The sequence below is a fragment of the Rhizobacter koreensis genome (assembly GCF_013366375.1).
GTDB classification, from domain to species: domain Bacteria; phylum Pseudomonadota; class Gammaproteobacteria; order Burkholderiales; family Burkholderiaceae_C; genus Schlegelella_A; species Schlegelella_A koreensis.
Window position 1 is genome coordinate 114,026 of record NZ_JABWMJ010000006.1, and the last position, 16,457, is coordinate 130,482.

Consider the following 16,457-nt stretch of genomic DNA (forward strand, 5'->3'; position numbering starts at 1 on the left):
GCTGCCTGTGCGCGCCGCGTTCGCGAGGCAGCGCATGACCGATTTCGGCGCGAGCCTGCGCATGGCACTCGGCCTCGTCGCCGGCGCCGACCCCGGGCTGCTGCGCATCGTCGCGCTCTCGCTCGCGGTGAGCAGCGCCGCCTGCGTCATCGCCGGCGCGTTCGGGCTCACCGGCGGCGCCTGGCTCGCGATCGCGCGCTTTCCCGGCAAGCGCGCCGTGGTCGGCGTGCTCAACACGCTGCTCGCGCTGCCGTCGGTGGTGGTCGGACTCGTCGTCTACCTGCTGCTCTCGCGCAGCGGCCCGCTCGGCTCGTGGGGCCTCCTCTTCACACCGGCGGCCATGATCGTCGCGCAGACCTTGCTGGTGCTGCCGGTGGTCGCCGCGCTCGCGCGCCAGCTCGTCGCCGACAGCCTGCGCGAGGCCGACGACCCGCTGCGCTCGCTCGGCGCCGGGCCGCTGACGCGCGCGCTGCTGGTGCTGGTCCACGAGCGCTGGTCGGTGGTCACGCTGCTGCTCACCGCGTTCGGGCGCGCCATCTCCGAAGTCGGCGCGGTACTGATCGTGGGCGGCAACATCGACGGCGTGACGCGCGTCATCACGACCGCGATCGCGCTCGAGACGAGCAAGGGCGACCTCGCGCTCGCCCTCGCGCTCGGGCTGGTGCTGCTCGGCGTGGTCGGGCTCGTCAACGCGGCGATCGGCGTGGCGCAGCGTGCCGGCGGCGCGAGCGTGGCGGCCGCGCGATGAGCGTCGCCGGTGCACGCCGCGCAGCGGCTCCGGCGCTGCCGCTCCGTGCGGAGGCGCCGCTCGTCGCGCTCGAGTCGCTCGGCGTGCGCTTCGGAGACGTCGCCGCCCTGAACGGGATCGACCTTGCGGTGCGCCGCGGCGACTTCGTTGCATTGGTCGGGCCGAACGGTGCCGGCAAGACGACGCTGCTGCACGCGCTGCACGGTCTCGTCGCGCACAACGGCACGCGCCGCATGAGCGTCCCCGCGGCACGTGTCGCGATGGTGTTCCAGCGCCCGTTCATGCTGCGCCTCTCGGCGTGGAACAACCTGAGCGTCGCGCTCTGGCTGGCCGGCTTGCCGCGCGCCGAATGGAGCGCGCGCGCGCACGAGGCGCTCGACCGCGCGGGCCTCGCGGATCTGCGCGAGCGCCCCGCCCGCGCGCTCTCGGTCGGCCAGCAGCAGCGGCTGGCGCTCGCTCGGGCCTGGGCGGTGCGGCCCGATCTGCTGCTGCTCGACGAGCCGACCGCGAGCCTCGACCCGACCGCGCGCCACGAGGTCGAAAGCCTGCTCGCGACGTTCGCGGCGGCGGGCATGACGCTCGTCATGAGCACGCACGACCTCGGCCAGGCCCGCCGGCTGGCGGGCCGGATCGTTCATCTCGACCGTGGCACGATCCGCGTCGACCTGCCGAGCGCCGACTTCTTCGCGACCCGCACCGACGCGCGTGCCGATCTGCTTTCGAGGGGAGAGTTGCCATGGGACGTGTGATCCCGAGCGCCGACATCACCGGCCTCGTCGTCGCGGGCGGCCGCGCGACGCGAATGGGGGGCGTCGACAAGGGGCTGCAGGCGTACCGCGGCATGCCGCTCGCGCTGCACGCGGTGCTGCGCCTTGCCCCGCAGGTCGGCGAGGTGATGATCAACGCCAACCGCAACCTCGCCGCGTACGAGTCCATGGGCGTGCCGGTCTGGCCCGACGCCGTCGCCGACTATCCGGGGCCGCTCGGCGGCTTCATGGCCGGCCTCGAGCGCTGCGAGACGCCGTACCTCGCCACGGTGCCGTGCGACTCGCCGCAGTTCCCGACCGACCTGGTGGCGCGCCTCGCGGCGAGCCTCGCCGACGCCGACGCCGAGATCGCGATGGCCGCCACCCGCGACGACGGCCGCCTGCAACTGCAGCCGGTGTTCTGCCTGATGCGCACCAGCGTGCTCGAGAGCCTGGTGCGCTTTCTGCACGCCGGCGAACGCAAGATCGCGTTCTGGGCGCGCCAGCAGCGCTTCGTCGAGGTCGAGTTCGCCGACCCGGCGGCGTTCGCCAACGCCAACACGCTCGACGAGCTGCGGCGGCTGGCGGCGGAGGGTTGAGGTGGCGTCGGACCTCGCCCCTCGCCCGGGCAGCGTGCGCACCGGCGCCCGCGGCCACGCAGCAGCATCCGCATCTCACCCGTCGCGCATCTGCCGAGAATCGCACCGCCATTGCACGGCTGTTCCACGCACCGCCAGCGCTTGGCCTCTGCCAAGCTCCACACCGTGCCGGGCACCTGGCTCGAGCCTGACGCCACCTGTCCTCTTCTCGCGCGCGCATGACCCGACCCGGACGCAACGATCGGTGCCCCTGCGGCTCCGGCCGCAAGTACAAGCAGTGCTGCATGGGCGCGGCCGCGCCCGCGCCGGCGCCGCGACCGGTCGGACTGCTCGACCTGCTGCAGGCGGGGGTCGAGCACCACCAGGCCGGCCGCCTGGCCGAAGCGCAGGCGCGCTACCAGCAGGTGCTCGCCCTGGAGCCGCAGCAGCCCGACGCGCTCAACCTGATGGGCGCGCTCGCGTTCCAGGTCGGCCAGACCGAGATCGCGCTGCGCCTCGTGCGCCAGGCGATCGCGGTGCAGCCCGACCACGTCGACGCGGGCTACAACCTCGGCCGCATCCTGTTCGAGACCGGCGCATGGGACGAGGCCGGCGACGCGCTCGAGCGCGTGATCGCGCTGCGTCCCGCTTACGCGGCCGCGCACGGCAACCTGGGTTGCGTGCGGCAGGCGCAGGGCCGGCTCGACGCCGCCGCCGAGCGCTTTCGCGCGGCGCTCGCGCTCGACCCTGGCAACGCGTCGACGTGGTCGAACCTCGGCGCGGTGCTGAAGGCCAGCGGCGAGTCGGCCGAGGCACTCGCCTGCTATGCGCGCGCGGTCGACGCGGCGCCCGGCGACGCTTCGATCCACGCCAACCTCGGCCTCGCGCTCACCGAACTCGGCCGCTTCGCCGATGCCGTGCAGAGCTACCGGCGCGCCCTCGCGCTGCGGCCCGGCGACGCCGCGACCTGGAGCAGCCTGCTGTTCGCGATGCTCTACGACCCGGCGCACTCGCCTAAGGAGCTGTTCGCCGAGCACGCGCGCTACGCCAACGCCGTCGAGGGCCCGCTGCGGGGCGCCTGGGCCGCGCACCCGAACCGGCCCGATCCGGCGCGGCGCCTCAAGGTCGGCTACGTCTCCGCCGACCTGCGCCGCCATCCGGTCGCCCACTTCATCGAGCCGGTGCTCGTGCGGCGCGACGCCGGCGCCTTCGAGCTGTTCGCCTACTACAACCACGCGGTCAAGGACGCGACGAGCGAGCGCCTCGCAAGCCGCTTCGACCACTGGATCGATTGCCAGGCGCTCGACGACGACGCGCTCGCCGCGCGCATCCGCGCCGACGGCATCGACATCCTCATCGACGTGTCGGGCCATTCGCAGGGCAACCGGCTGCCGGTGTTCGCGCGCCGGCCCGCGCCGGTGCAGGTGACGTGGCTCGGCTACCCGTTCACGAGCGGCCTCACGGCGATCGACCACCGCATCAGCGACGCCCTCGCCGAACCGCCGGGCATGACCGAGCACCTCAACGCCGAAGCGCTCTGGCGCCTGCCGGGGCCGTTCTGCTGCTACCAGCCGCCCGCGCTCGACGTGCAGCCGCCCGAGGGCCTGCCGAAGGACGCCGCCGGCGCGCTCACCTTCGGCTGCTTCAACAATTTCACCAAGGTCGCGGACGACGTGCTCGCCGCCTGGGCGCGCATCCTCGCGCAGCTGCCTGAGGCACGCCTGCTGCTCGAGATCAACGGCCTCGGCAATGCCTCGTACCGTGACAGCGTCGAGACGCGGCTACTGCGGCTCGGCCTGCCGCTCGGGCGCGTGATCCTCGAGCCGCGCCGGCCCGAGAACCAGTTCGTGCTCTACAACCGGATCGACATCGCGCTCGACCCGTTTCCCTGCAACGGCGGCACCACCACCTTCGATGCCCTCTGGATGGGCGTGCCAGTCGTCAGCGTCGCCGGCCGGCATTTCCCGTCGCGCATGGGCGCGACCATCCTCGGCCATGCCGGACTCGGCGAACTGGTCGCGGACGGCATCGACGGCTACGTCGATCTGGCCGTCGCGCTCGCGCGCGACGAGGACCGCCTGCGCCGCATCCGCCACGGCCTGCGCGAGCGCGTCGCCGGCGGCGCGCTGCTCGACGCCCGGGCGTTTGCGAGGCACTGGCACGCGGCGCTGCGCGGGATGTGGGAGCGCTGGTGCGAACGAGACGCCGGCTGATGGGCGTCGCGAACGCGTCCTCGACGGCGCACCGGCTTGACTGGGCTGCCTCGACCTCGTGCCTCGCGAGCCGCGCTGGCGGCTCGGTCGCGAGGCCGACTCGATGAATCGCATCTCGCCGCGCGCCAGCGTGTCGGCGCTTGCCGACATCGAGACCTCGGTGCGCGGCAGCACGGTCGTCGTCGCCGACGACGTCACGATCGACAGCTTCGTGAAGATCAAGTTCGCCGGTGGCGACGGCGACGTGACGATCGGCGAGCGCTCGTATCTCACCTCGGGCGTCGTCATCTACTCGGGGCATGGCGTCACGCTCGGCAAAGGCGTGCTGGTCGCCGCCAACACCACCTTCGCGGCGACCAACCACGAGTACCGCTCGCGCGAGATGCCGATCTGGCAGCAGCGCTTCATGCCGAGCAAGGGCGGCATCGTCGTCGAGGACGACTGCTGGATCAGCGCCAATTGCGTGCTGCTCGACGGCACGCTGCTGCGGCGCGGCTGCGTGGTCGCCGCGGGCACCGTGCTGCGCGGCGAATGGCCGCCGTATTCGGTGATTGCCGGCAATCCGCCGCGCGTGATCCGCAAGCGCTGACGAATCGGCCGCAAGCTCGCGTCGGAGCCCGGCCGAGCCGAGCTCGTAGCCCTCTGCGACACTGCGCCGATGCTCTCCTTCATTGTCCCCGCGCACGACGAGGCCGGCTCGATCGCGGCGGTGGTCGCGTCGATCGCCGGTGCGGCGCAGGCGGCGGGCGAGCCGCACGAGATCGTGGTGGTCGACGACGCCTCGACCGATGACACCGCCGCGCTTGCGAGCGCGGCCGGCGCGCGCGTCGTCCACGTCGACCTGCGACACATCGCGGCAACGCGCAACGCGGGTGCGCGCGCGGCCCGCGGCGACGTCTTCGTGTTCGTCGACGCCGACACGCTGATCGGCCCTGACGTGGTCGCCGGCGTGCGGGCCGCGCTCAAGGAGGGCGCGATCGGCGGCGGCGCCGCGATCCGATTCGACGAGCCGATCCCGCTGTGGGTGCGTGCGGTGCTGCCGGCGTCGATGTGGTTCGCGCGGCGCCTGCGCCTGACGGGCGGCTGCTTCATCTTCTGCACGCGCGCCGCGTTCGAGGCGGTCGGCGGGTTCGACGAGCGCCTCTACGCTGCCGAGGAAATCGCGCTCTGCCGCGCGCTGCACGGCCAGGGCCTGTTCGTGATCCTGCGCGAGGCGGTCCTCACCTCGGGACGCAAGCTGCGCACCCACTCGATGGCCGAGCTGATCGGAAGCGGGTTGCGCGTCGTGTGGGCGGGCCGCTCCGGCGTCGACCAGCGCGCGCGGCTCGGCGTCTGGTACGGCCCACGGCGGCCTGACGACACGCGATCGGGCTGACGCGTCGCTACCCGCCGACCCGCTTGGCCTTGCGCCCCTGCTGCTCGAGCCAGGCCACGACGCGGTCGCGATGGTCGCCCTGCAGCTCGATCGCGCCTTCCTTCACGCTGCCTCCGGTACCGCAGGCGGTGCGCAGGCGCTTGCCCCAATCGGCGAGGCCCGCCGCGTCGAGGCCGAGCCCGCGCACCAGCGTGACCGCCTTGCCGCCGCGGCCCTTGGTCTCGAACCCGACGTGCACGACGCCGTCGGCGCGGGCGGCCGGCAGCGACGCCGCGCGGCAGGTGCAGGCGGCGATCGGCTGGCGGCAGCCGGGGCACATGCGGCCGGTCTCGGTGGAATAGACAAGGCCGCCGGTGGAACGCGGTTTCATCGGGATGGCAACGGATCGGAAGAACCGGGGGTTGGCGACTGTACGTCGAGCGCCTGAACGCGCCCACGAGCTTGCGGACAGCCGCGCCGCTAGCGCCCGGCGACCTCGGTGGTGGCCAGCGCGGCCCCGTCGCCCGTTACCGCGCTCGCACCCGGCTGAGCGCTCGCCGGCGGCACCCACGGCGCGCGCGCGATCGACGCATCGGGGTCGAAGCGCTCCCAGCCGCAGTAGCAGATGAAGTGGCGATTGGCGGCGCGGCCGAACAGCGCGATGCCGAGGCGGCTGGCGACCTCCTGACCCATCTGCGTGGTGCCGCTGCGCGAGACCACGATCGGCACGCCGAGCTGCGCCGACTTGATCACCATCTCGCTGGTCAGGCGACCCGTCGTGTAGAACAGCTTGTCGGCGCCACGGACGTCGTTGAGCCACATCCAGCCGGCGATGGTGTCGATCGCGTTGTGGCGGCCGACGTCCTCGACGAAGGTCAGGAGCTCGCCGCGCCGGAACAGCGCGCAGCCGTGCACCGAGCCGGCCACCTTGTAGATGCTCTGTTGGCCACGCATCGCGGCCAGCACGGCGTAGAGCTCGTGCTGGGCGAGGCGCCCCGCCGGGTCGTCGAACGCCGGCAGTTCGACCGCGTCGAGGTCGGTCATCAGCGAGCCGAACATCGTGCCCTGCCCGCAACCGGTGGTGACGACGCGGCTCGCGGTCTTGGCGTCGAAGCGCTCGATGCCGGCACGCGTCTTCACCGCGGCGGCGGCGACATCCCAGTCGACGGTGATCGAGTCGATGTCGGCGACGCTGTCGACCAGGCGCTGGTTGCGCAGATAGCCGAGCACCAGCAGTTCGGGAGCCGCGCCGAGCGTCATCAACGTGACGAGCTCGCGGTTGTCGACGAACACGGTGAGCGCGCGCTCGGCGGGGATCGCGATGTCGCGCTCGGCGCCGAACTCGTCGCGCACGCGGACGGGATGGGTGAGCGTCGCCGCCGCGACGGTCAGGCGGGGTCGGTGGGACATGCGTCGAGGATAGGGGAGCGGCGGCTTGCGGCGGACGCAGCGCCGCGGCACAGGCGCCGACGTCGAGGCGATCGGCGAGCCGAGCGCCTCGCGTGCGGCTTACGGCGAGCGCTTCGGCCCGGTGACGTCGACCGCGTGCGCCGGCGTGCTCGGCGGCGACGTCGCGTTGCCGGCCGGCGAGTGCGCCTCCGACGCCTCGAGCGGCTTGGCCGACGGCGGCGTGTAGCTGAACGGCCCCGGATCGGTGCACGGCGGCGTCGCCTCGGCCGGCGGCGCCTCCTTGCCGATCGATCTGACCCGCGCGCGGTAGGCCTCGGCGGTACGGTCCATGGACTGACAGAGCTGGTACGCCGCGACCTTGTCGGACCACGCGGTGCGTGCCGCGGTCTCGTCGGTCTTGGCCTTCGCCTCGGGCGTCGGCGGCGGCAGCTTGGCGAGCGCGGCGCCGCCGAACGTGGCGGCGACGAGGAGGACGAACGGTGTCACGCGCATGGCAATCCTCGGGTGGAGCGCTTTCGGTCAGGCCGCGGGCTGCTCGACGCGGCCGCCGCGGCCGCGCCGGCTGCGCTCGGCCGGAATCTTGCCGGCACGGATGTCGTCGTACCAGTAGCGGTGGTGAGCCTCGGCCCAGCCCTCGTCGACGTAGCCGGTCTTCATGGCGGCGTAGGCGCCGCGCATGCCGATCGTGCCGAGATAGATGTGCCCGAGGAAGACCGCGATCATCAACGCCGCCGCCACCGCGTGGATCATGTGCGCGACGTGCATGTCGCCGCGCGTGTAGGCCAGGCCGGGCAGCAGCATGTCGAGCGCGAGTCCCGAGGCGACGACGACGAGGCCAAGCAACAGCACGCCGAACCAGAACACCAGCTTCTCGCCGGCATTGAAGCGGTGCGACGGCGGCTCGGCGCCGCCGAACAGGCCGCCGCCGCGGCGGATCCAGTGCAGGTCGCCACGCGCGGGCAGGTTGCTGCGGATGAAGCCCACGATCATCACCAGCAGCGACACCACGAACAGCGGGCCCACGAAGTTGTGCACCGTCTTGAGGGCGTAGGTGAGCCAGCCGAACAGCACGCTGCCGGTGAGCGGCAGCAGCACGAACTTGCCGAACGCCATCACCATGCCGGAGATCGCGAGCACCACGAACGCCAGCGCGTTGGCCCAGTGCGCCGCGCGTTCGAACGGCGTGAAGCGCTCGATCACGCGCCCGGTGTGCGGCTCGTGGCCACCGATCGGCCCACGTCGCCAGTAGAAGATGCCGAGCGCGAACACCGTGATGACGATGAGCGCGCCGCCGTAAGGAATGATCCAGTTGTTGCGGACCTGGCGCCACGCCTCGCCGGCCGTGGTGTAGCGCGATCCCGGGTACTGCGTGAACGCCTGCACCAGCACGCCGCGTTCGGCGCCCGGCAGGTTCACCGTGCCCTGGGCGTTCCCGGAGTTGCGCACCTGGCGCCAGAACGGCGCGTTGTTGCCCGGCTGGGTGCGCGCGCGCACCGCGTTGCTCTCGTCGGCGCGCGGCTCGGCGGGGATGACGTAGCTGCCGGCGATGCCAGGGCTGCTCGCGGTCGCCGAAGCGATGTCGCCGCGAGCGTCGCGCGTGATCCCCGTTGCCGGCGGCGCGAGCGTGGCGGCGGCGGGCGGCGCCGGTGCCGGAACCGCGGCGGCCGCCGCGCCGGTGGGTGCGGGTGCGATCGGCATCGCGCGGCTCGAGGTGCCGGGCGCGTTCGGCGTGGCGGCCGTGCCGGCCGGCGCCGGGACCATCGACCGGGTCACGCCCGTTGGCGCCGTGGTCCCCGAAGGGGCTGCGCCGGTCGGCTGCGCGAGCGCTGCGGACGTTGCGACCGCCGCCAGCACGAAAGCCGTGGCGAGCGCGGCGAGACGGCGATCGAGAGTCCGCATGACGAGCCTCCGGCGAGCGCGCTAGCGCGCCGCGTAGTCGTTCTGGCCCTGCGCGCGCGCCCGCAGCTGCGCATCGAAGGCGGCCTGGTTGCCGGCGTTCCAGCCGCGCGCCCGATACGGCGAATCGTGCGCGGTCCACGGCGGCGTGTCGGCCTTGCGGACGCGGCCCGAGTCGATGGTCTGCACGGTCTCGCCGCAACCCCCCAGCACCACTGCCAGCCCGATGCCCAGCGCGCCGAGCCGCCTCACGACTTGGTCCCCGGCGTCGCCGTGGTGCCGCTGCCGTTGCCGTTCCCGGTGCCGTTGCCGAGCGGCGCGGCGCTGCCCTGCGTCGGCTTGCCGTAAGCGGTGCCCCAGCCCCAGACCTCGCTGCCCTTGCCGCGATGCAGCACGCGGGTGCGGAAGATGTCGGCGACCACGTCGCCGTCGCCGCCGAGCAGCGCCTTGGTCGAGCACATCTCGGCGCACGCCGGCAGCTTGCCTTCCGACAGGCGGTTGCGGCCGTACTTGGCGTTCTCGGCGTCGCTGCCGTTGGCCTCGGGTCCGCCGGCGCAGAACGTGCACTTGTCCATCTTGCCGCGCATGCCGAACGTGCCGTTGGCCGGGAACTGCGGCGCTCCGAAGGGACACGCGTACGAGCAGTAGCCGCAGCCGATGCAGATGTCCTTGTCGTGCAGGACCACGCCTTCGTCGGTGCGGTAGAAGCAGTCGACCGGGCAGACCGCCATGCACGGCGCGTCGGAGCAGTGCATGCAGGCGACCGAAATGCTGCGCTCGCCCGGCACGCCATCGTTGAGCGTGACGACGCGCCGCCGGTTGACGCCCCACGGCACGTTGTTCTCCTGCTTGCAGGCGGTGACGCAGCCGTTGCACTCGATGCAACGCTCGGCGTCGCAGATGAACTTCATTCGGGCCATCGTGGGGCTCCTGGTGGGCGGCCTGGCGTCAGGCCGCGCGTTCGACCTGGCAGACGGTCGTCTTGGTCTCTTGCATCATCGTCACGCTGTCGTAGCCGTACGTGGTGCCGGTGTTGACCGCCTCGCCGCGCACCACCGGCGCGGCGCCGTCCGGGTAGTACGCGAGCAGGTCCTTGCCCTGCCAGCGCCCCGAGAAGTGGAACGGCAGCCAGACGGTGTCGCGGCCGACGCGCTCGGTGACCAGCGCCTTCACCATGAGGCGCGCGCCGGTCGGCGTGCTGACCCAGACGTTCTCGCCGTTGCGGATGCCGCGGTCGTTGGCGGTCGCCGGGTTGATTTCGACGAACATCTCCTGCTGCAGTTCGGCGAGCCACGGGTTCGACCGCGTCTCCTCGCCGCCGCCCTCGTACTCGACGAGCCGGCCGGAACTCATGATCAGCGGGAACTTCTTGCCGACGTCGCGATTGGCCTGCTGCACCGACTTGTAGAGCGTCGGCAGACGCCAGAACGCCTTCTTGTCGTCGTGCGTCGGGTACTTGTCGACCAGGTCGGCGCGCGTCGAGTAGAGCGGCTCGCGGTGCAGCGGCACCGGGTCCGGGAAGTTCCAGACCACCGCGCGCGCCTTGGCGTTGCCAAACGGGTGGCAGCCGTGGTTCTTCATCACCACGCGGATGATCCCGCCCGACACGTCGGTCTTCCAGTTCTTGCCCTCGGCCGCGGTCTTCTCGGCATCGGTCAGTTCATTCCACCACCCGAGCTTCTTGAGGAACACGTGGTCGAACTCGGGGTAGCCGGTCGTGATGTCGGCGCCCACCGAATGCGAGCCGTCGGCGGCGAGCAGGTTGACGCCGTCCTTCTCGACGCCGAAGTTCGCGCGGAAGTTGCCGCCGCCGTCCATCACGTGGCGCGTGGTGTCGTAGAGGTTGGGCGAGCCCGGGTGCTTGAGCGCGGCGTTGCCGAAGCACGGCCACGGCAGCCCGAAGTAGTCGCCGTCGAGCGCGTAGCCGCTCTCCTTGTCGACCCCGCCCTTGGCGCGCAGCGTCTTCACGTCGAAGACGTGCATGTTGCGCATGTGCGCTTTCAGGCGCTCGGGCGACTGCCCCGTATAGCCGATCGACCAGCAGGTCTGGTTGATCTCGCGCAGCAGCGACTCGACCTCGGGCTCCATCATCCCGCCCTTGCCGGCGACGAGTTTGGTGTTGGCCATCAGCTGCTTGTCGAAGCCGAGCTTCTGCGCGAGCTGGTACATGATCATGTGATCGGTGCGCGACTCGAAGAGCGGCTCGATCACCTTCTCGCGCCACTGCAGCGAGCGGTTCGACGCGGTCACCGACCCCGAGGTCTCGAACTGGGTCGCTGCCGGCAGCAGGTAGACCGCGCGGTTCAGGTTGAGGTCGGCGGAATTACCGGGCATCGCCGCCATCGCCGCGGTGGCCGACGGGTACGGATCGACGACGACGAGCAGGTCGAGCTTGTCCATCGCCTTCTTCATCTCGAGACCACGCGTCTGCGAGTTCGGCGCATGGCCCCAGAAGAAGAGCCCGCGCAGGTTCGCGTCCTGGTCGATCAGCTCGTTCTTCTCGAGCACGCCGTCGATCCAACGCGACACCGTCATCCCCGGCTTGCTCATCATGCCGGGCGCGTACTGCTGCTTGATCCAGTCGTAGTCGACCTTCCAGACCTTCGCGAAGTGCTTCCACGAGCCTTCGCTGAGGCCGTAGTAGCCCGGGAGCGAGTCGGGGTTGGGGCCGACGTCGGTCGCCCCCTGCACGTTGTCGTGGCCGCGGAAGATGTTGGCGCCGCCGCCCGCCACGCCGACGTTGCCGAGCGCGAGCTGCACGATGCACGAGGCGCGCACGATCGCATTGCCGATCGTGTGCTGGGTCTGCCCCATGCACCACACCAGGGTGCTCGGCCGGTTCTCGGCCATCGTCTTGGCGGCCTGGTAGCAGGTCGCCTCGTCGACGCCGCACGCCTCGAGCACTTTGTCGGGCGTCCACTTGGCGAGCACTTCCTCGCGGATCCTGTCCATGCCGTAGACGCGATCCTCGATGTACTTCTTGTCTTCCCAGCCGTTCTTGAAGATGTGGTGCAGCATCCCGAACAGGAACGGGATGTCGGTGCCGGAGCGGATGCGGATGTACTGGTCGGCCTTGGCGGCGGTGCGCGTGAACCGCGGATCGACCACGATCATCTTGGTGCCGGTCTCCTTGGCGTGCAGCATGTGCAGCATCGAGACCGGGTGCGCCTCGGCGGCGTTCGAGCCGATGTACAACGCCGCCTTCGAATTGCGCATGTCGTTGTACGAGTTCGTCATCGCCCCGTAGCCCCACGTGTTGGCCACGCCGGCGACGGTGGTCGAATGGCAGATGCGCGCCTGGTGGTCGCAGTTGTTGGTGCCCCAGAGGCTCACCCACTTGCGCATCAGGTAGGCCTGCTCGTTGTTGTGCTTGGACGAGCCGACGAAGAACACCGAGTCGGGACCGCTCTGCTTCTTCAGCTCGAGCATCCTGGCGCTGATCTCCTGCAGCGCCTGGTCCCACGAGATGCGCTGGTACTTGCCGTTCACCAGCTTCATCGGTGTCTTGAGGCGGTGCTCGCCCGAGCCGTGCTCGCGCAGCGCCGCGCCCTTGGCGCAGTGCGCGCCCATGTTGATCGGCGAGTCGAACACCGGCTCCTGGCGGATCCAGACGCCGTTCTGCACGACGGCGTCGACCGCGCAGCCGACCGAGCAGTGCGAGCAGACCGTGCGGCGCACCACCGGCTGCGACGAAGCCGTGTTCGCCGGCGCATCCGCCGCTTCGGCCTTGCGCACCAGGCTGAGCTGGGCCGTCGCGATGCCGGCACCGACGCCGAGACCGGAGCGGCGCAGGAAGGCACGCCGGTCGATCGTGGGCATGGCGCGGCCGAGACCGCGCGCGAGGCCGGCCACGAGGGTGGACGGCGCGGCCGGCGCGGCGTGGGAAGACTTGCGGGTCAGCAACATCAGCGATCCTTCGCTCGTGAAGGCGGCGCGACCCTGATGGGTGCGCGCCTTGAAGGCGCCCCGCCTTCGTGGTCGTGGTCGTGCGCGATGCAGGCGCCCGGGCCCCGGTCGAGCCGGACCGGCCCGCCTGGGCGCGCGGTGCGTGCCGTCACGCGTTCGTGGCTCGTGACGACGAAGGCGGTCACGCCTTCGTGGTCTCGTAGTAGCGCTTGACGTGCGCCGACAGCCGGTAACCGGCGGCGGTCGAGGGCAGCTCGGCAGCGGCGGTCGCGGTAGGTGCCGCGGCGCCGGTCGGCAGCACCTGCGCGGCCAGCGCGGCCGCACCGGCCACGCCGGCGCCGACCACCACCTCGCGCCTCTCGAGCGTCTGCCCGGCACCGGCCGGTTCACCCGATGGGTCGGTCCGTTCCCGTCGTTTCCAACCGAACAGCTTCATCACGCGCTCCATGCGGCCGCCTCGGCCGGTGACCTTCCCGTTCGCGAACGAGCCGAGCGGCACCGCGGTGCCGTCGAGCCGGAGCGTCCAGGCTGTCGGACCAATCTACCAGTCCGCGATCGACCGTCAATGGGGCAAGCACGTACCAAGTTGGTGCGCTGGCTGAACGGCTCACGAGCCGGCGGCGAGCAGGTCGAACGCCTGCGCCTCGACCGCGAAGAAGTCCTTCGCGAACGCCGCGACCGCGCGATAGAAATCGGCGCGCGGATGTTCGACGATCGCCTCGAAGAGACGGTCGACCCAGCCGCGCAGGTGCGCGTCGAAGAAGCGTTGCTGCGCCGCAAGGTCGGCAGCGCCCGTGCCGTCGCCGATGAGCACGCGCATGACCTCGCACAGGCTCGCGACATGGTCCTCGGTGACCTCGACGTGCTCCGGGCGTTCGAGGCCGAGCCGGCGCAGGTCGTCGCGCAGGTCGACGAGCGGCTTCTGGTTCAGCGTGCCGGCGATGTGGAACGATCCGTAGAGGAAGACCTCGGGCTTGCCGAGGCCGAGAAAGAGCGCGGCGTACTCGTCGGCGATCGCGTCGCCGTCGACCCGGCGCGCTGCCTCGACCAGCGTGCGCCAGCCGGATGCGAGGAAGGCACCGTCGAGTGCGGCGTCCGTGGTCGCCGCCTGCAGCGAAGCGAGCAGCGCGGGTGCCGGCGGCTCGTGGAACAGGGCGGCGAGCAGGCCGTAGAGATCGGCGCGCGCGCGCTCGTCGGCCGCGTCGGCGTCGAATTCGTGCCGTGCGGCGGCGGCCGTACCCGGCGCCGTCATGGGACGCGACGCAGACCGCATGGCCCCGCATGGCTGCGGGCGGCGTCCTGACGATGAGCCACGCCGGCGAACGCCTGCACGGTCCGGCGCGACCGCGTCACAGCTCGGTGATCCGCACCTCGCGCGGATCGCTGTGGAGGTCGATCACGCGGCAGTCGCCGCACATCTGCAGCCGTTCGGCCGCGCGCCCCTGGAACATCGCGTGGCCCGCCAGCTTGCCGAGCATCACCTCGATGACCTTGGCGGTCGCGAACGGCTTGGCGCAGCGGATGCAGTGGAAGGGCTCGACCTCGTTCAGCACGCGCGGCAGCTGACGCGCGCGGCCGCCGTCGGCGAGCAGCAGGCGCGGCACGAGCGTGATCGCATCCTCCGGGCAGGTGCTCGCGCACAGGCCGCACTGCACGCAGTTCTTCTCGATGAAGCGCAGCTGCGGCCGGTCGGGGTTGTCGGCGAGCGCGGCCTCCGGGCACGCCCCGACGCATGCCAGGCACAGCGTGCAGGCGGCCCGGTCCACGACGATGCTGCCGAACGGGCTGGCGGTGCGCCCGGCCGGCGGCAGTGCGATCGCCTGCGGCACGGCAGGTGCGGCCTGCATCAGGTGGTCGATCGCGAGGTCGAGCGTCGCACGCTTGTCGGCCTGCACCGCGAACGTTGCCGCCCGCGCCACGGTCGTGGCCGGGGGCGCGGCGAGCGCCTGGTCGAGGCGCGCGACCCACGCCGGCGTGCGCGGCGCCGGGCGACCGACATCGATGCGGCGCACCGGGCCGCCCTCGCCGGCGCTGAGCGTCGCGTCGTCGACGGCATCGCGGGCGTCGACGATCCGGAAGTGCTCGCCCGCGTAGCCGAGTCCCTGCACGATCGCCTCGGCCACGGCCATCTGCTCGGCGACCGCGGCGCGGTACTCGGGCGCCTCCTCGTCGGTCATCAGCACCCAGACCTCGCCTGCGCCGTACGCGATGGCGGCGAGCCAGAGATCGATGCCGATCGATGCGGTGTGCCACACCTGGAGCGGCAGCACGCGCGCGCCGACGCCTTGCACGTGGCGGTCGGTGCGGGCGGCGCGGCCGAGCGCGCCGAGGCAGCGCGCGCCGGCGCCCTGGCTGTGGATCAGCAGCGCCGGCGCACCGCTGCGCGCGGTGCCGCCGGCGCTGCGATAGGTGCCGAGCAGCGTGCGGATGCGCGCGCCGAGCTCGTGCGGCCGCGGCGCCGCATAAGTGAGCGCGCCGCTCGGGCAGACCGTGGTGCAGGCGCCGCAGCCGACGCACAGGTGCGGGTCGACGACGATGCCGGCGCCGCTGGTGCGGCCCTTCAGCGACGCGTCGCTGCCGATCGCGCGCGCCGAGCAGACGTCGATGCAGGCCGTGCAGCCGATCTGCTCGTTGCGGCTGTGCGCGCAGAGCTTCTGCCGGTAGTTGAAGAACTTGGGCTTCTCGAACTCTCCGACACTCGCCTTCAGCTCGAGCAGCGCAGGCAGCAGCTCGGCGTCGCCCGCGGGACGGTGATAGCCCTGCGGCGGCTGGTGCTGCCGGAACGCAGGCTCGATGCCGAGATCGAGCACGAGGTCGAACGCCTCGCGAGTGACGCTCGGCGTGCGTTCGAAGTCGATCGCGCCGGCCGCCTCGCAGGCGCGCACGCAGCTGCGGTGCCCGGTGCAGCGCGCGAGGTCGATCTGGTAGCTGAAGTCGATCGCCTGCTCGGGGCAGACGTCGATGCACGCGTTGCAGCGCGTGCAGAGGTCAGGGTCGATCGGGTTGACGTGGCTCCACTCGGCCTCGAACGCGCCGAGCCAGCCCGCCAGCCGCGTCAGCGTGCCGGCGTGCACGGCGAACGCGCGCTCCTGCGGCAGCACGATGCCCGGACGCGTCATCAGCACGCTCACGTCGAGGCTGTCGGCGAGCATCGTGGCGGCGCTCAGCGCGCGCGCGTCGGCACCGATCACCAGCGCGCGGCCGTGCGAGCGGTAGCTCACGGTCTGCACCGGCTCCGGCGCCGGCAACTGCGCGGCGGCGATCAGCCCGGCGAGCTTCGGCATCGCACGGCTCGCGTCGTTCGACCAGCCGCCGTTCTCGCGGATGTTGACGAAGCGGATCGGCCGCTCGGCGATCGAGAGCGCGCCTTCGGTCTCGGCGGCGAGTTCGGTGAAGAGGCGGCTCTCCTGGGTGCAGGCGACGAGCACGTCACCCGTCTCCTTGACCGCTCGCTGGAAGTGGCCGGCTTCGCGGCGGCACAGCGTGCTGTGGACCGGCAGCGGGCCGGCAAGCCCCAGTGCCGCACCGAGTTCGGCGCCGTCGAGCGGCATCGACCGGTTGCAGTCGCAGATCAGGGTCGCCATGCGTCGGGAATAGCCTCGGGCT

General features: G+C 71.9%; 16 protein-coding genes. 6 read left to right on the forward strand and 10 right to left on the reverse strand.

The features are described from left to right. Window positions 1-34 precede the first annotated feature (34 nt). The 6 genes from HQN59_RS13815 (at window position 35) to HQN59_RS13840 (ending at window position 5,660) form a co-directional block, all read left to right on the forward strand. On the forward strand, window positions 35-748 hold the full coding sequence (locus HQN59_RS13815; protein ID WP_176069696.1) for an ABC transporter permease: 714 nt from the start codon (window positions 35-37) through the stop codon (window positions 746-748). Beyond that, the gene (locus HQN59_RS13820; RefSeq protein WP_176069697.1) at window positions 745-1,497 is read left to right on the forward strand and encodes an ATP-binding cassette domain-containing protein; all 753 of its coding nucleotides are present in this window, start codon (window positions 745-747) and stop codon (window positions 1,495-1,497) included. The genes HQN59_RS13815 and HQN59_RS13820 overlap by 4 nt, the downstream gene beginning before the upstream one ends. Beyond that, complete coding sequence (gene mobA / locus HQN59_RS13825; protein ID WP_176069908.1) at window positions 1,494-2,093, forward strand: molybdenum cofactor guanylyltransferase MobA; 600 nt, start codon at window positions 1,494-1,496, stop codon at window positions 2,091-2,093. The genes HQN59_RS13820 and mobA overlap by 4 nt, the downstream gene beginning before the upstream one ends. Window positions 2,094-2,311: 218 nt before the next feature. Further along, window positions 2,312-4,285 (forward strand): O-linked N-acetylglucosamine transferase family protein, encoded by a 1,974-nt coding sequence (locus tag HQN59_RS13830; protein WP_176069698.1) that lies wholly within the window; start codon window positions 2,312-2,314, stop codon window positions 4,283-4,285. A gap of 103 nt (window positions 4,286-4,388) precedes the next feature. Beyond that, window positions 4,389-4,874, forward strand: coding sequence for an acyltransferase (locus tag HQN59_RS13835; protein WP_176069699.1), 486 nt, complete (start codon window positions 4,389-4,391; stop codon window positions 4,872-4,874). Between the two features lie 69 nt (window positions 4,875-4,943). Beyond that, on the forward strand, window positions 4,944-5,660 hold the full coding sequence (locus HQN59_RS13840) for a glycosyltransferase (RefSeq protein ID WP_176069700.1): 717 nt from the start codon (window positions 4,944-4,946) through the stop codon (window positions 5,658-5,660). Between the two features lie 7 nt (window positions 5,661-5,667). On the opposite strand, the gene HQN59_RS13845 is transcribed toward HQN59_RS13840, so the two are convergent. From HQN59_RS13845 to HQN59_RS13890, 10 genes are all read right to left on the reverse strand, one after another. Beyond that, on the reverse strand, window positions 5,668-6,030 hold the full coding sequence (locus HQN59_RS13845; protein WP_176069701.1) for a translation initiation factor Sui1: 363 nt from the start codon (window positions 6,028-6,030) through the stop codon (window positions 5,668-5,670). Between the two features lie 89 nt (window positions 6,031-6,119). After that, window positions 6,120-7,049, reverse strand: coding sequence for a formate dehydrogenase accessory sulfurtransferase FdhD (locus tag HQN59_RS13850; RefSeq protein WP_176069702.1), 930 nt, complete (start codon window positions 7,047-7,049; stop codon window positions 6,120-6,122). A 99-nt stretch (window positions 7,050-7,148) separates the two neighbouring features. Beyond that, window positions 7,149-7,535 carry a hypothetical protein gene (locus HQN59_RS13855; protein ID WP_342451206.1) on the reverse strand — a complete coding sequence of 129 codons (387 nt, stop codon included), beginning with the start codon at window positions 7,533-7,535 and terminating at the stop codon, window positions 7,149-7,151. A gap of 33 nt (window positions 7,536-7,568) precedes the next feature. After that, entirely contained in the window at window positions 7,569-8,948 is a 1,380-nt protein-coding gene (locus tag HQN59_RS13860; protein WP_246294912.1) for a formate dehydrogenase subunit gamma, read from the reverse strand. Window positions 8,949-8,969: 21 nt separating this feature from the next. After that, the gene (locus HQN59_RS13865) at window positions 8,970-9,197 is read right to left on the reverse strand and encodes a hypothetical protein (protein WP_176069704.1); all 228 of its coding nucleotides are present in this window, start codon (window positions 9,195-9,197) and stop codon (window positions 8,970-8,972) included. Continuing rightward, window positions 9,194-9,865 carry a formate dehydrogenase FDH3 subunit beta gene (fdh3B, locus tag HQN59_RS13870; RefSeq protein ID WP_246294913.1) on the reverse strand — a complete coding sequence of 224 codons (672 nt, stop codon included), beginning with the start codon at window positions 9,863-9,865 and terminating at the stop codon, window positions 9,194-9,196. Before fdh3B ends, HQN59_RS13865 begins: the two co-directional genes overlap by 4 nt. Window positions 9,866-9,893: 28 nt before the next feature. Next, the gene (locus HQN59_RS13875; RefSeq protein ID WP_176069705.1) at window positions 9,894-12,851 is read right to left on the reverse strand and encodes a formate dehydrogenase subunit alpha; all 2,958 of its coding nucleotides are present in this window, start codon (window positions 12,849-12,851) and stop codon (window positions 9,894-9,896) included. A gap of 181 nt (window positions 12,852-13,032) precedes the next feature. After that, a complete protein-coding gene (locus HQN59_RS13880) occupies window positions 13,033-13,287 on the reverse strand; it encodes a formate dehydrogenase (RefSeq protein ID WP_217704130.1) in 255 nt (84 codons plus the stop codon). 171 nt (window positions 13,288-13,458) lie between these two features. Beyond that, window positions 13,459-14,103, reverse strand: a complete 645-nt coding sequence (locus HQN59_RS13885) for a TorD/DmsD family molecular chaperone (RefSeq protein WP_246294914.1) — start codon at window positions 14,101-14,103, stop codon at window positions 13,459-13,461. Window positions 14,104-14,200: 97 nt separating this feature from the next. Continuing rightward, window positions 14,201-16,435: a 4Fe-4S binding protein gene (locus HQN59_RS13890; RefSeq protein ID WP_246294915.1), complete on the reverse strand. Its 2,235-nt coding sequence runs from the start codon at window positions 16,433-16,435 to the stop codon at window positions 14,201-14,203. Window positions 16,436-16,457 lie beyond the last annotated feature (22 nt).

What these genes read in the sequence shown, in the direction of transcription:
- HQN59_RS13815 (WP_176069696.1), top strand. Translation starts at nt 35, where the DNA reads ATGACCGATTTCGGCGCGAGCCTGCGCATGGCACTCGGCCTCGTCGCC.
- HQN59_RS13820 (WP_176069697.1), top strand. Translation starts at nt 745, where the DNA reads ATGAGCGTCGCCGGTGCACGCCGCGCAGCGGCTCCGGCGCTGCCGCTC.
- HQN59_RS13830 (WP_176069698.1), top strand. Translation starts at nt 2,312, where the DNA reads ATGACCCGACCCGGACGCAACGATCGGTGCCCCTGCGGCTCCGGCCGC.
- HQN59_RS13835 (WP_176069699.1), top strand. Translation starts at nt 4,389, where the DNA reads ATGAATCGCATCTCGCCGCGCGCCAGCGTGTCGGCGCTTGCCGACATC.
- HQN59_RS13840 (WP_176069700.1), top strand. Translation starts at nt 4,944, where the DNA reads ATGCTCTCCTTCATTGTCCCCGCGCACGACGAGGCCGGCTCGATCGCG.
- HQN59_RS13845 (WP_176069701.1), bottom strand. Translation starts at nt 6,030, where the DNA reads ATGAAACCGCGTTCCACCGGCGGCCTTGTCTATTCCACCGAGACCGGC.
- HQN59_RS13850 (WP_176069702.1), bottom strand. Translation starts at nt 7,049, where the DNA reads ATGTCCCACCGACCCCGCCTGACCGTCGCGGCGGCGACGCTCACCCAT.
- HQN59_RS13860 (WP_246294912.1), bottom strand. Translation starts at nt 8,948, where the DNA reads ATGCGGACTCTCGATCGCCGTCTCGCCGCGCTCGCCACGGCTTTCGTG.
- fdh3B (WP_246294913.1), bottom strand. Translation starts at nt 9,865, where the DNA reads ATGGCCCGAATGAAGTTCATCTGCGACGCCGAGCGTTGCATCGAGTGC.
- HQN59_RS13875 (WP_176069705.1), bottom strand. Translation starts at nt 12,851, where the DNA reads ATGTTGCTGACCCGCAAGTCTTCCCACGCCGCGCCGGCCGCGCCGTCC.
- HQN59_RS13880 (WP_217704130.1), bottom strand. Translation starts at nt 13,287, where the DNA reads ATGAAGCTGTTCGGTTGGAAACGACGGGAACGGACCGACCCATCGGGT.
- HQN59_RS13885 (WP_246294914.1), bottom strand. Translation starts at nt 14,103, where the DNA reads ATGACGGCGCCGGGTACGGCCGCCGCCGCACGGCACGAATTCGACGCC.
- HQN59_RS13890 (WP_246294915.1), bottom strand. Translation starts at nt 16,435, where the DNA reads ATGGCGACCCTGATCTGCGACTGCAACCGGTCGATGCCGCTCGACGGC.